This window comes from Streptomyces sp. NPDC045968, from assembly GCF_056430475.1.
The window spans coordinates 79,653-93,166 of record NZ_JBWKLF010000009.1; the positions used below are offsets into that span (position 1 = coordinate 79,653).

Annotated in this window: 9 protein-coding genes; 5 read left to right on the plus strand and 4 right to left on the minus strand. The window is 71.4% G+C overall.

Annotated features, from left to right (window positions below):
- Nucleotides 1-263: 263 nt before the first annotated feature.
- Nucleotides 264-1,829, plus strand: coding sequence for an APC family permease (locus AC07FA_RS25170; RefSeq protein WP_479078401.1), 1,566 nt, complete (start codon nucleotides 264-266; stop codon nucleotides 1,827-1,829).
- Nucleotides 1,830-1,869: 40 nt separating this feature from the next.
- Here AC07FA_RS25170 and AC07FA_RS25175 read toward each other — a convergent pair whose 3' ends face one another.
- Nucleotides 1,870-2,601 (minus strand): siderophore-interacting protein, encoded by a 732-nt coding sequence (locus AC07FA_RS25175; RefSeq protein WP_479078403.1) that lies wholly within the window; start codon nucleotides 2,599-2,601, stop codon nucleotides 1,870-1,872.
- A 114-nt stretch (nucleotides 2,602-2,715) separates the two neighbouring features.
- Here AC07FA_RS25175 and AC07FA_RS25180 point away from each other — a divergent pair, with 114 nt between their 5' ends.
- A complete protein-coding gene (locus AC07FA_RS25180; protein WP_479078405.1) occupies nucleotides 2,716-5,427 on the plus strand; it encodes a GNAT family N-acetyltransferase in 2,712 nt (903 codons plus the stop codon).
- 18 nt (nucleotides 5,428-5,445) lie between these two features.
- On the opposite strand, the gene AC07FA_RS25185 is transcribed toward AC07FA_RS25180, so the two are convergent.
- Entirely contained in the window at nucleotides 5,446-6,336 is an 891-nt protein-coding gene (locus tag AC07FA_RS25185) for a DUF4344 domain-containing metallopeptidase (protein ID WP_479078407.1), read from the minus strand.
- Nucleotides 6,337-6,561: 225 nt separating this feature from the next.
- On the opposite strand from AC07FA_RS25185, the gene AC07FA_RS25190 reads away from it, so the two are divergent.
- Entirely contained in the window at nucleotides 6,562-7,407 is an 846-nt protein-coding gene (locus AC07FA_RS25190; protein WP_479078409.1) for an LLM class F420-dependent oxidoreductase, read from the plus strand.
- 81 nt (nucleotides 7,408-7,488) lie between these two features.
- Here AC07FA_RS25190 and AC07FA_RS25195 read toward each other — a convergent pair whose 3' ends face one another.
- A complete protein-coding gene (locus AC07FA_RS25195; protein ID WP_479078789.1) occupies nucleotides 7,489-9,000 on the minus strand; it encodes a M4 family metallopeptidase in 1,512 nt (503 codons plus the stop codon).
- 296 nt (nucleotides 9,001-9,296) lie between these two features.
- Here AC07FA_RS25195 and AC07FA_RS25200 point away from each other — a divergent pair, with 296 nt between their 5' ends.
- The gene (locus AC07FA_RS25200; protein ID WP_479078411.1) at nucleotides 9,297-10,781 is read left to right on the plus strand and encodes a peptidoglycan D,D-transpeptidase FtsI family protein; all 1,485 of its coding nucleotides are present in this window, start codon (nucleotides 9,297-9,299) and stop codon (nucleotides 10,779-10,781) included.
- A 167-nt stretch (nucleotides 10,782-10,948) separates the two neighbouring features.
- Here the strand turns inward: AC07FA_RS25200 and AC07FA_RS25205 are convergent, their stop codons facing one another.
- The gene (locus tag AC07FA_RS25205) at nucleotides 10,949-12,847 is read right to left on the minus strand and encodes a protein kinase domain-containing protein (RefSeq protein ID WP_479078413.1); all 1,899 of its coding nucleotides are present in this window, start codon (nucleotides 12,845-12,847) and stop codon (nucleotides 10,949-10,951) included.
- A gap of 63 nt (nucleotides 12,848-12,910) precedes the next feature.
- On the opposite strand from AC07FA_RS25205, the gene AC07FA_RS25210 reads away from it, so the two are divergent.
- Nucleotides 12,911-13,504, plus strand: a complete 594-nt coding sequence (locus AC07FA_RS25210) for a TetR/AcrR family transcriptional regulator (protein ID WP_479078415.1) — start codon at nucleotides 12,911-12,913, stop codon at nucleotides 13,502-13,504.
- The last annotated feature ends 10 nt before the right edge of the window (nucleotides 13,505-13,514 follow it).

Here is a 13,514-nt window from a genome sequence, read left to right on the forward strand (position 1 = left end):
GGGGCGGTGGCCCGGACGGAGGGCCGGGGCGGTGACTGTTCGGCATGCGGACAGGCACGGGAAACTTTTGAATCGTACAAAACGGACAGTGCTGCGGTTCTCGTACGGGACGCGTCGGTCCGTGGATCAATCATCGAGAGGCGCAGAGTTGCTCGGGCCTTTCATTCATCAACCTGTCATCGCCTATTCACATTCAATCGAAGGGTGAGACGCCGGAGTCTCACACTCCGGATGTGGATATCGCAGCGCATAGCGTCCTCTTCATGACTCAGCTGGACGCGCGGCCACAGGCCGGAGAAACGGTACGGGGAACGACCCCTGCCGACGGCGGTGTACGCGGCAAGGGCCTCGGTGGCAACTCCGTGGGTCTGATGGGCAGCGCCGTCATCGGCGTCTCCACCGTCGCCCCCGTGTACTGCCTGACCTCGACGCTCGGCTCCACCGCCGGAGAGGTCGGCGTGCAGATGCCCGCCGTCTTCCTCGCGGGTTTCCTGCCGATGCTGCTGGTCGCCTTCGCCTACCGCGAGCTCAACAGGGTCATGCCCGACTGCGGCACCTCCTTCACCTGGACCGTGAAGGCGTTCGGCCCGCGCGTCGGCTGGATGTGCGGCTGGGGCCTGGTCATCGCCACGATCATCGTCCTGTCGAACCTGGCGGGCGTCGCCACCTCGTACTTCTGGCTCCTGGCGGGCGAGGTCAGCGGCAGTGCCTCGGTCGCCGCCCTGGACGACAGCAAGCCGGTCCACATCCTCACCTGTCTCGTCCTGATCGCCGTCGCCACGGCCATCAGCTACCGCGGGATGACGGCCACGAAGGGCATCCAGTACGCACTGGTCGGCCTCCAGCTCGTGGTCCTCGCGGTCTTCGTGGTGATGGCCTTCCAGAAGGCGAGCAGCGGTGCGTTCGACACGGGCCTGGACTTCTCCTGGTCCTGGATGAACCCGTTCGCGGTGCAGTCCTTCGCCGCCTTCACGGCCGGTCTGTCGCTCTCGATCTTCATGTACTGGGGCTGGGACGCCTGCATGACCACGAACGAGGAGACCGTCGGCAGCGCGAAGACGCCCGGCCGCGCCGCCCTCATCGCGATGGTCGTCCTCGTCGGCTCGTACCTGGCCACCGGCATAGCCGCCCAGATGATGGTCGGTTCCGGCGACAAGGGCCTCGGCCTCGCCAACCCGGAGACCTCCGACAACGTCTTCGCCGCGCTCGCCGGCCCGGTCATGGGCCCCGGCCTGGGCATCCTGCTCTTCGTCGCGGTCCTCGCGTCGGCCGCCGCGAGCCTGCAGACCACGTTCATCCCGGTGGCGCGCACGGTGCTGGCGATGTCCTCGTACGAGGCACTGCCCGCCTCCTACGCCAAGGTCCACCCGCGCTTCAAGACCCCGGGCCGCGCGACGGTCACGGCGGGCGTCGCGACCGGCACGTTCTACACGGTCATGACGCTGGTCAGCGAGAACGTCCTCGTCGACACGATCTACGCGCTCGGCCTGATGATCTGCTTCTACTACTCGATCACGGCGTTCGCCTGTGCCTGGTACTTCCGCCGCGAGCTGTTCCGCTCCTCCCGCGACTTCGCCTACAAGGGCCTCTGCCCGATCCTCGGCGGCATCCTGCTGACCGCGGTCTTCGGCAAGACCCTGTACGACATGTGGGACCCGGCGTACGGCTCCGGCTCCTCCGTCCTCGGCGTCGGATCGGTCTTCGTCATCGCCGTCGGACTGCTGCTCCTCGGCGGAGTGCTGATGCTCGTGATGCAGCGCCGCAGCCCCGCGTTCTTCCGCGGCGAGGTGCTGACGCGGGAGACCCCGACGCTGGTCGTCGCGGACTGAACGACCGGTGCCGGGCCGGCGGTCGCCGGCCCGGCGGGGATCAGGTGGCGCGCCAGTAACCCAGGGCGTTGACGCGGTCCTTGGGGACGGACAGCTCCTTGCGGACGTACGCGGTCAGGGACCTGGTCGTCGCCGTGTCGCAGGCGATCCAGACGTACGCGTCGGACGGGTCGTCGCCCAGCAGGGCGGGCAGGGCCGCCTTCACCTCGGCCACCAGGTGCGCACCGGCCTCGCGGCGCGGGACCCTGTGCAGGGTGTGGTGGGCCGGGTCCAGACGGAACGGCAGCTTCTCGTCGGATGCGTGCGTCGTCTCGAACCAGATCGTCGCCGGGGTCCGCGGGATCGCGTCCAGCAGCGAGTTGACCGCCGGGAGGGACGCGGCGTCACCGATCACGAAGAGCCGGGCGGGGCCGGGCTCGGGCAGCGTGAAGCCGGTGCCCTGGAGGGTCGCGTCGATGGTGTCGCCCGGCCGGGCGGTGCGGGCCCAGTCGCTCGCGGTGCCGTCGTGCAGCGCGAACTCCAGGCTGAACGTGCCGGCGGCCGGGTCCGGGTCGACCAGGGTGTAGGCGCGCTGGTGCGGCTTCCCGGCCTCCTCGAACCAGACGCGCACCCACATCGTGGGGTGCGCGCCGCCGGTCGCGGCGAGCAGTCCGCCGTCCTTCATGTGCACCCTGCGGAAGTGCTCGGTGACCTGCTCGGCCCCCGTCACGGTGAACGTGAAATCACGCCCCCGCATCAGCTTGAGGACAACGCCCTCCCAGCCATGACCCACGACTGATCCCCTCCCTGTCCCCTGCCCCGAAAAATCCTTTAGGTTAGGCTAACCTAAATTGCGGGGGCTGGGGAGTGGCTGAAAAGCGCCGTAGAGCGGTGCTCGGGAGTGGGGATGGGGACTGTGGGCGGATCAACGGCCTCGGAGGCCGGTTTCGACGTCTTCAGGGACGACTGGGGGATACCCCATCTGCGGGCGGACAGCGCGCTCGCGCTCGCCCGCGCGCAGGGCCACAACGCCGCGACGGACCGCGCCTGGCAGGTGGAGACCGAACGACACCGGCTCCAGGGCACCACGGCGGCGTTCCTCGGCGAAGAGGCCCTGTCCTGGGACCGGTTCGCCCGGCAGGCGCGCCTGGAGGACACCGCACGCCGCTGCTTCGACCGTCTCGACCCGGGGACGGCCGCCTGGGTGGCGGCGTACGTCGACGGGGTCAACGCCGGGCTCGGTGCGGGGGCTCTCGCGGCGCCGGAGTTCGCGGCCGCGGGGCTCGCTCCGGGCCGGTGGCAGCCGTGGACCCCGCTCGGCGTCTGGCTCTCCACCCACATCCTGTTCGCCGGCTTCCCCACGAAACTCTGGCGCGAAGAGGTCGCCCGAAGACTCGGCGGTGACGCGATCACCCTCTTCGCCACCGATGGTCCCGGCACCTCCGGCAGCAACGGCTGGCTCCTCACCGGGGACCGCACCGTCACCGGCGCCCCCGTCATCGCGGGCGACCCGCACCGCTTCATCGAGGACCCCGGGGTCTACCAGCAGATCCGGCTGGCCTGCCCCGAGTTCGACGTGGTGGGCCTCGCCGTCCCCGGGGTCCCCGGTCTCGCGCACTTCGGCCACACGGGCGGCGTCGCCTGGGCGATCACCAACGCGATGGCCGACTACCAGGACCTGTACCGGGAGCAGCTGCGGCGTACGGAGGACGGCGGCGTCGAGGCCCTCGGCCCCGACGGCTGGGAGACGGCCCTCGCGCACACCGAGACGATCACCGTGGCGGGCGGTGAACCGGTCACGGTCGAGGTCATCGAGACGGGGCGCGGCCCGGTGATCGCCGACACCCCCTCCCTCAGCCTCCGTTATCCGCCCCGCGTCACCGGCAGGCTCGGCTTCGAGGTGCTGCCCGCCCTCCTGCGCGCCCGTACCGTCGCCGACCTCGACGCCGCACTCGACGACTGGGTCGAACCCGTCAACGTCGTCCTCGCCGCCGATACGACCGGCGCGACCCTGCACCGCGTCGCCGGGTACGTACCGCTGCGGCCGCGCGACAACCAGCTGCGGGTCGTCCCCGCCCACGACCCCGCGTACGCCTGGCGCGGCCGGCACTCGCCCATGCCGCGCACCGCGTCCGGCGCCGACGGGACCGGCACGGCGGTGATGGCGAACGAGCGCGGCCTCGCGGCCCCGCTGGGCGTCGAGTTCGCCCCCGCGCACCGGGCCGCGCGCATACGCGAGCTGCTCGACGGGGACGGGCGCTGGACCGTCAAGGGCATGGCCGGGATTCACACCGACACCCGACTCGCCTCGGCCCGGCCCTTGCTGGGCCTGCTGGCCGAGACGGCGGAGCTCGGCCCCGGGGCGACGGAGCTGCGCGGCAGGCTGCTGCGCTGGGACCGGCACATGGACGCCGACAGCACCGACGCCACCCTGTACTCGGCGCTGCGCGCGGAGGTCGTCCACCGCCTGGCGGCCCACCCGGCCCTGGCGGCCCTGACGGGCGCCGCCGACCCCGCCCGCAGCACCGCGTACCCCGAGCTGTTCCGTCCCTGGCTCGCCGCCGTGCCCAGGATCGGGTACGCGCTGGAGACGCTGATCGGCCACGAACTCGTCCCGTACGAGGACCGGTTGACGGTGGTGACCGAAGCCGTGGAGGCCATCGCGGCCCGGTACGGCGACGGGAGCCCGGCCCGCCCGTGGGGCGAGGTGCACCGCCTCGCGCCCTGGCAGGCGTGGCCGGGCACCGACCCCGACCCGGAGGCGAGCCGGCCGGGGCTGGCGGGCGACCACGACTGCGTGCTGTCCACCTCCAGCGTCCCCGGCATCACCGACCGCAGCGCCCGCGGCCCGGCCGCCCGCTACGTCTGGGACCTGGCGCGCCGCGAGGACAGCCTCTGGGTGGTCCCGTTCGGCGCGTCCGGGAAACCCGGCGACCCGCACCACCGTGACCAGCTCCCGCTGTGGACGAGGGGCGAGCTCGCACCCGTGGTCACCGACTGGAATCTGCTGCACCGCGACCGATCCGAGGAGACCACCGAAGTGACCGCAGCCCGCGCCACCGTCCCCGCCCAGCGCGAGACCGTGTACGAGCAGGAGGTCGACGGTTTCGGTACCGTGCGCCTCGTCGCCATCGATCCCGCCGCCGACCTGGACCTCATCCACAGCTGGGTGTCCGAGGAGCGCGCCCGCTTCTGGGGCATGTGCGAGTCGAGCCGCGAAGAGGTCCTGGAGGCGTACACCTTCCTGGACTCGCTCACGACGCACCACGGCTATCTGGCGCTGCGGGACGGCGTGCCCGTCGCGGTCTACCAGACGTACGAGCCGGCGAAGGACCCGCTCGGCGAGTGCTACGAGGTGCTGCCCGGCGACTTCGGCGTCCACCTCCTGATCGGTCCCGGTGACGGCGTCGAGCGCGGCTTCACCGGCCTTCTGCTGTCCGTACTCGTCGGCCACGTCTTCAGCGACCCGGCGCATCTGCGGATCGTCGTCGAGCCGGACGCGCGCAACGAGCGGGCGGTCGCCCGGATGGTCAGGGCGGGCTTCGAGCTCGGCCCGGAGATCGAGAAGCCGGAGAAGCGGGCGAGGCTGGCGTTCCTGCGGCGGCCGGCGGCCGTCTGATCCGACCCTGGGGGGAGGTCACTTCATATAGGGCTTGAGGGCCTTGCCCCAGGTGTCCGCCACCTTCGCGTACGCCTTCTCGCAGCCCTTGGCCCGCTCTTCGGGAAGGACGTCCGGACCGACCAGGTCCTGGTAGCCGTCGGGATCGGAGCCGTACACCCAGCAGGCCCACGCGGTGAACCGGGCACGGTCCACGGCGTGGTCCTCGGCGAAGGCCGTCCGGGTGCTGCTCCGCGTGTTCTGGCCGGCCATCACCCCCCAGGCGTCGACGATGCCGGTGACGAACTTCTTGTCGTCGTCGTTCGTGGTCAGGAGCACGGCGGAGAGCTGGTCCACGGCCTCCTCCTCGTCCCCGTCGACCGGCAGGCCGTACATCGCGGTCAGCCCGTGGCCCAGCTCGTGCAGGACGACGCCCTGGGTCAGACCGACGAGGCCGGCGGTGTCGGACGCGGCGAACGCCGGCTCCATCCGTCCGAGGAACTCGTAGCAGTACGTGATCGCCCTCGCCGTCGGGTCCCAGTACGCGTCGGTCGTGCCGCAGCTCTTCGCCTCGACGGGCACGTCGTAGGGGAGCGCGATACGGCTGTTCGCGTACGCGGCGATGCCTTCCAGGGCCTTGTTCTTCCGGAGGAACGCCTCCGTCTCCCGGTCGGCCGCCGTCAGGCCCTCGGTGTAGGTGACGACCAGCTCGCCCTTCCCCGCCGGGGACGCGGACCTGGCGCGGGCGGCCGCGCCGGCCGCGGTGGGCTCGGTTCCGCCACCGTCCCGCGCCCCGCCGGACGAGCAGCCCGCCGATGCCAGTCCCAGGACGGCGGCCAGTACGGCCGCCCCGGCAGCCCGCCGCACCGCCCGTGTTCCGGCCGGCGCCCCGCTCCCTGTGCCGTTCCAGGTCCGTGTCCGGGTTCGCATCGAAACTCAGCCCCTCACGATCGCCGATCGGTCCCTCCACGACGGTCCGGGACACCACCGGCGAGGGCCACCCTTCGCGGGCCGTTCGGGTGAGTGCCCGGCGGCCCGGGAGACCGGCCGGGCGGGGCGTGCGCGCATGGAGCCGAGGAATCCGCAAGGGCTCGGAATCACGGGCCCGACGGCATACGTTTGAGCTCCACCGGTCGACGACGGAGGTGCCCTCGCATGCGGATCGCCACAACGATCTTCCTCACCGATGAGACGATCACGCCGGTCGCGCTCGCGCGTGAACTGGAACAACGGGGTTTCGCCGGGCTCTATCTGCCCGAGCACACCCATATTCCGGTGAGCCGGGAGACGCCGTACCCGGCGGGCGGCGAGCTGCCTCCCGAGTACGGCAGGACCCTGGACCCCTTCGTCGCGCTCGGCCAGGCGGCGGCCGTGACGGAACGCCTCGCGCTCGGCACCGGGATCACCCTGGTCGCCCAGCACGACCCGATCGATCTGGCCAAGCAGATCGCCACGCTCGACCATCTCTCCGGCGGCCGCTTCACGCTCGGCGTCGGCTTCGGCTGGAACGTGGAGGAGGCCGCCGACCACGGGGTCGACTGGTCGACACGGCGGGCACTCGGCCGTGACCGGCTGGCCCTGATGCGGGCGCTCTGGTCGGACGAACCCACGGCGTACGAAGGCGAGTTCGGCTCCGTACGGGCGAGCCTGGCGTATCCGAAGCCGGTCCAGAAGCCGCGCGGTCCGGTGACCGGACCGCGCACCCTGATCGGCGGCGCCGCGGGCCCGAAGCTGTTCGCGCAGATCGCGGAGTCCGCGGACGGCTGGCTGCCGATCGGCGGGCGCGGCCTCTCGGAGTCCGTACCGGAGCTGCGCAGGGTCTGGGAGGCGGCGGGCCGCGACCCCCAGCACCTCCAGGTGGTGCCGTACGCGGTCCTCCCGAGCCCGGGGAAGCTGGCGCACTACGCCGACCTGGGCATCGAGGAGGTCGTCCTCCAGCTTCCCCCGGAACCCGCGCCGGGAGTGCTGAGGGTGCTGGACGCCTACGCGGCGCATCTGTAAGGACCGGTGGACGGACGAGGGGCCGGACCGCACCCGCGGACCGGCCCCTCCCTTCTGTCCTCTGTCCGTGCCCTCGTCGCGCTACTTCACGTTGATCGCGTTCCAGGCCGCGGTCACGCCCTGCTGCTCGGCGCTCCCCGCCCCGTACAGGTCGCTCGCGGCCTGCAGGGTCGCCACCCGGGCGCCGGCGTAGTCGGTGGAGGAGGTCATGTACGTGGAGAGGGCCTTGTACCAGATCTTGTACGCCTTGACCCGGCCGATGCCCGTGACGGTGGAGCCGTCGGCGGTCGGGGAGTCGTACGCGACACCGTTGACCGTCTTCGCGCCGCTGCCCTCGGACAGCAGGTAGAAGAAGTGGTTGGCCGGGCCGGACGAGTAGTGCACGTCGAGCCTGCCGACGGTCCTGGACCAGTAGTCCGCCGACGAGCCGTCCCTGCTCGGCCTGTCCATGTAGCGCAGCGGGGTGCCGTTGCCGCGGATGTCGATCTTCTCGCCGATGAGGTAGTCACCGGCGTCGGCGGAGTTGTTGGCGAAGAACTCCACCGAGGTGCCGAGGATGTCGCTGGTGGCCTCGTTGAGGCCGCCCGACTCCCGGCTGTACTTCAGCCCGGCGGTGGCCGCCGTGAGCCCGTGGCTCATCTCGTGCGCGGCGACGTCCAGCGAGGTGAGCGGCTTGAGGTTGTTCGCCCCGTCGCCGTACGTCATGCAGAAGCAGCTGTCGGACCAGAACGCGTTGACGTACGCGTTGCCGTAGTGGACGCGCGAGTACGCGGCCTTGCCGTCGCCCGCGATGCCGTTGCGGCCGAACTCCGACTTGTAGAAGTCCCAGGTCACGCCGGCGCCGTAGGCGGCGTCCACGGCGGCCGTCTGGCGGTTGGCGGGGGTGCCGCTGCCCCAGACGTCGTCCGCGTCCGTGAAGAGGGTGCCGGTACCGGTGGTGCCGCCGTTGAGGTCGTACGTCCTGTGCCCGCCGCGGCCCCCGTCCGTGAGGCTGTAGGAGGAGCCGCTGAGCGTGGTGCCCAGGGAGACGGAGCCGCTGTACTGGCTCGTGCCCGTCCCGTTGTCGACGCCCTCGTACGAGTAGAGCTTCTTGCCGCTCGTCGCGTCGGTGATGACGTGCAGCTCGCTCGGCGTGCCGTCGGCCTGTGTCCCGGTCACGACGGTCTCGTGCGCGAGGACCGGCTTGCCGGCCGCCGCCCAGACCACCTTGCGCGAGCCCGGGGCCGCCGCGAGGGCGGCGGTCGTCGTCGCGAGGGATATCTTCTCGGCGTGCGCGCGGGAGACGCCCTTGAGGGAGCCGTCCTTGCGGGTGTGGGCGACCAGGTCGCCACCGAGTACCGGAAGACCGTCGTAGGTCCGCTCGTACCGGGTGTGCACCGTGCCGTCCGCGTCCTTGATCACATCGCGGACGGCCAGTTTCTCCTGGGCGCCGAGCCCGATCTTCCGCGCGGTGGCATCGGCCCCGGCCTGCGCGTCCTTGATGGCGGCCGCCCTGGCGGAGGCGCTGAGCGGAAGAGCGGTGGCCCCGGCCTCCCGGTCGGCTGCCGTGGAGTCGGCGCTGGCGGGCGCGCCCTGTACGGCGACAACGGCCATGGCGGCAGAGGCGACAAGTGCCGCGGCACGCAGCGTGGTTCTCACGCGGTCTCTCCTTCACTCGGTTCGTGGGGGGTGCGCCGGTGAGAATGGCACCGAATGAACGTTCGTGACAGAGACCTGACAGACATTTGACCTTGTCGGCTCGGTCATAGACGGACAAAGACCGGTATCCGGTGACCGGGGGAACCCCTCCCGCTGCAACCGGGTGAGCCGAAGTGGCATCCTTCAACTGGAGTATCGAAGCGCGGACCGCCTCCACCGACGTGTGCGGCCGCATGGGAGTTGGGGGAGCCATGAACAGGCCGCTGCGGCACATCGCCATCTTCTGCGGGCTGTTGGTGCTTGCCCTGCTGCTGCGGTCGAACTGGCTGCAGTTCGCCGAGCGCGAGGAGCTCGCCAACCACGAGCACAACCGGCGCGTCAAGATCACCCAGTTCGCCACCCCGCGCGGTGACATCATCGTCGGGGGCAAGGCGGTGACCGGCTCGAAGGCCGTGTCCGGCGCCGAATTCAAGTACCAGCGCACGTTCAGGAACGGGCCGATGTACGCGCCGGTCACCGGCTACGCGTCCCAGGCGCAGGGCATGTCGCTCCTGGAGAAGACGTACGACGAGGTGCTCAGCGGCCAGGACGAGCGGTTCGCCTTCCGGCACGCCAAGGACATCCTCATGGGCGAGCAGCGGCGCGGTGGCGATGTGATCACGACCATCGACCCGAAGGCGCAGGAGGCCGCGTACAAGGGGCTGACCGCCATCGACGCCCGCGGCGCGGTCGTCGCCCTCGACCCGGCCACCGGCAAGGTCCTCGCGCTCGCCTCCACCCCCTCGTACAACCCCGCGGCCTTCGCCGGCAACTCCTTCAAGGAGGGCGACAAATTCCAGGCGCTCGTGAAGGACAAGAGCAAGCCGCTCGCCAACCGCCCCCTGCGCGAGACCTTCCCGCCCGGCTCCACCTTCAAGATCCTCACGGCCGCCGCCGCCCTGGAGCACGGCGTCATCACCGATGTCGATGCCAGGACCGACGCGGTCTCCCCGTACCCCCTCCCGCTCTCCACGAACAAGATCAGCAGCGAGGCGGGCGACGCGGCCTGCAACAAGGCGTCGCTGAAGACGGCCATGCAGTACTCCTGCAACAACGTCTTCCTCGACGCGGCGGCCAAGCTGGGCGACGACAAGATGCGCGAAACGGCAGAAAAGTTCGGTTTCAACTCCGATGTGTACTCGGAGGACTTCGGCGACATGCTCGCCACGAAGAGCCTCTACCCGGAGGAACTGGACAAGCCGGGCACCGCGCTGACCGGTATGGGTCAGGGCTCCCTCACCAGCACGCCGATGCAGATGGCCATGGTGACGGCGGCCATGGCCAACAACGGCAAGCTGATGCAGCCCTACATCGTCGACGAACTCCGCGGCCCCGACCTCTCCTCCCTGGAACAGAACGAGCCCAAGCTCATGAGCCAGGCCGTCTCCGAGGAGACCGCCAAGAAGGTCCAGGAGATGATGGAGTTCACCGCCAAGGAGGGCAGCGCCCAGCGGGCCCTGATCGACGGTGTGACGGTCGGCGGCAAGACCGGCACCGCGCAGCGCGGTGTGGACGTGCGCAAGGAAGTCCCGTACGGCTGGTTCGTCTCGTACGGCAAGAAGCCCGACGGTCAGTCGGTCGCGGTCGCGGTCTTCATCGACCCGACGGCGATGGACATCTCCCGCGAGGACATCTCGGGTGGCGGTCTGGGTGCCCCGATCGCGAAGAACGTGATGAAGGCGGTGCTGGGGAAGTAGGCCCCCCGGCCTACTTCCCCAGCGAGGGCCCAGGGCCTCCCTCGTGTGGCGCCGGACCAGGTCTCCCTGGTCCGGCGCCGCCCTGGGACCTCCCGTCCGGGTCAGGCGGGCCCTGACCCGGACGGCAGGCCCCAGGCCTTCCCTTCCCGCCCCCGTCGGCGCGCCGACTACTCCCTCGTCCAGCGCTGTGACGACTCCCCGGCGCACGTCGACGTCACCAGGAAACTGGTCGTGCCCAGGTCGAGGCAGCCGCCGTTGGAGACGCTCACGAGGCTGCCGCCCGAACCGGTACGCCAGATCCGGCCGGCCTCCTGGGCGCAGTCGCCCACGAAGACGGCCTGGCCGGGCATGTTGGCGTACAGGCACTGCCCGGTCTGCTGGTTGACGAGCTTGAAGCCGCCGGACTGGCTCCGCACGGTCCACCGGGCGGTCGAGTCCGAGCACGAACCCTGGTCCGAGCCCCCGTACGTCTGGGTGATGCAACCGCCGCTGTCGCCGTTGCGGTAGCGGTAGGTGCCGGAGGCGGGGGGCGGAGCGGCCGAGGTCTGCCCGCCGCCGGACGCGGCGGCCGCGCCGGAATCACCGGCGCCGTCGGAGTCGCTGGGTGTGCCCGCGTCGCCGGAGCCGTCGCTTCCGTCCGGGTCGTCGTGCGTACCGCTTCCGCTGCCGCCGGGAACGGCCTGGGAGCCGCCTGCTCCGTCCCGCTCCTTGCCGCCGTCCCCCGCGTCGCTCTCCGCGGCCTTGTCCTCGCCCGTGTCGCCGTCCTTGTCCCCGGTCTTTTCCCTGCCCGGCGACTTCGCCGGTGACGCCGTGCCCGAGGGGCTTGCGCCTGCGGCCGGCCCGGGGTCGGCCGGTGCCGAGACCGGGGCCGACGGGCCGGTCCTCTCCGTGGCCTGCGGAGAGGAGACGTACGGCAGGAGCTGGAAGGCGAGGGTCGTGCCGCCCACGGTGACAGCGACGGGGACGGCGGCGAGGAAGACACGCCTACGGCGGCGTCCGGGCCGTTCCGGACGGGCCTTGGCCCCGGGCTTCGACGGCGCTTTCGGCTCGGGCTTCCGCCCGGCCTCCGGCTCGGTCCGCTCCGGCCCGGCGTCACCGGCCGGTCCCGGGACTCCGCCGGCGAGCGGGACGGCCGGTACGTCGATCTTCTGCGGGTTCGCGGCGAAGGCGGCCCGCTCGGCCAGACACTCCGTGACGGCCGCCGGCCACACGGGCCCGGTGAACGGGCCTTGCCGCGAGGAGCGTTCCAGGATCTCGGCGGCGGTCGGGCGGGCGTCGGGGTCCTTGTCGAGGCAGGCCGCTCCGAGCTCGGCGAGGTCCGAGTCCAGCTCGCGCAAGGGCTCGAGGCCGGGCTGTTCGTGGACGATGCGGTACAGCACGCCGTGCCCCGAGTCGTCACCGAAGGGCGGACGGCCGCACGCGGCGTACGTGAGCGCCGAGGCCAGCGCGAACACGTCGGTGGCGCCGCTCAGCCCCCGTGTCCCCGAGGCCTGTTCGGGAGCCATGTAGGCGGGCGTGCCCACGACCATGCCGGTCCTGGTCAGCTGGCTCTGTTCGGTGGCGCGGGCGACGCCGAAGTCGATGAGGGTGAGGCCGCCGAGGGTCAGCATGACGTTGGACGGCTTGATGTCCCGGTGCACCATGCCGAGCGCGTGCACCGAGGCCAGCGCGGCCGCCGTTTCCCGCAGCAGCAGCCACAGCGCACGGGCGGGCAGGGGGCCACCGTGCAGCTCGACGGCCTGCCTCAGCGTGAGCCCGGGGACGTACGCGGTGGCGAACCACGGCGGCATCGCCTCGCGGTCGCTGGCGAGCAGCGGTGCGGTGGCCTCGGCGGGCAGCCGGGACAGGTTGTCCAGCTCGTGCCCGAACCGGCGCAGGAAGTCGGCGTCCTCGCCGACGACGGAGGACAGCAGCTGCTTGACGGCCACGTACCGGCCCTCGTGGACGCCGAGGTACACCCGCCCCATGCCACCGGCTCCGAGCCGCCCCGCCAGCGGTATCGTCCCGATCCGGAGCGGGTCCCCCGCCTCCAGGGGCTCGGCCCCGCTTCCCCCCAGCTCGAACACGTCAACCCCGTTAGAATTGGAATCAGTTTCTAGAAACCTACTCTAGAACTGGTAAGGATCTCCATGACCCCCAAACAGCAACGTGGCGCGGTCACCGCCGACTTGCTCCTCGATGCCGCGTTGCGCCTCTACGGCGAAGAGGGCGAGCGGGGCGTTACGGTCGGTGCCGTCACCCGGGCCAGCGGGGTGAGCATGGGCAGCCTGTACCACCACTTCGGCAGCATCGACGGCCTGATCGCCGAGCTGACGCAACGCTGGCTGGGCCGGCTGCTGGGCGAGCTGGCGACCGCCCTGCTGGGTGCCCGCACGGCCCGTGCGGCCATCGGCGGGCTCGTCGGGGCCTATCTGACGTTCATCCAGGAACACCGGGCCGCCGCCCTGCTCCTGCACTCCTCCGCCGCCGACCGTCACGGCATGGCCCGGGGCAAGGAACTCCGCGACACCCAGGAGGCCCGCGTCTCGGCCTTCGCCCAGTGGGTGCAGCCCCGCGTCGAGTCCGGCGAACTCGCCCCGCTCCCGCTGCCGTTGATCGAGTCCCTGGTCCTCGGACCGGTCGTCGCCGTCGCCCGCCGCTGGCTCTCGGGCATCGACGACGTCGACCTCGACGAGACCGCCCGCGTCCTGCCGGACCGGATCTGGCGGTCACTGGCCCCCTGACGGACGCCTC

Coding starts and splice junctions, on each gene's coding strand:
- AC07FA_RS25195 (WP_479078789.1), bottom strand. CDS start 9,000: ATGGCCGTTGTCGCCGTACAGGGCGCGCCCGCCAGCGCCGACTCCACG.
- AC07FA_RS25170 (WP_479078401.1), top strand. CDS start 264: ATGACTCAGCTGGACGCGCGGCCACAGGCCGGAGAAACGGTACGGGGA.
- AC07FA_RS25200 (WP_479078411.1), top strand. CDS start 9,297: ATGAACAGGCCGCTGCGGCACATCGCCATCTTCTGCGGGCTGTTGGTG.
- AC07FA_RS25210 (WP_479078415.1), top strand. CDS start 12,911: ATGACCCCCAAACAGCAACGTGGCGCGGTCACCGCCGACTTGCTCCTC.
- AC07FA_RS25190 (WP_479078409.1), top strand. CDS start 6,562: ATGCGGATCGCCACAACGATCTTCCTCACCGATGAGACGATCACGCCG.
- AC07FA_RS25185 (WP_479078407.1), bottom strand. CDS start 6,336: ATGCGAACCCGGACACGGACCTGGAACGGCACAGGGAGCGGGGCGCCG.
- AC07FA_RS25180 (WP_479078405.1), top strand. CDS start 2,716: ATGGGGACTGTGGGCGGATCAACGGCCTCGGAGGCCGGTTTCGACGTC.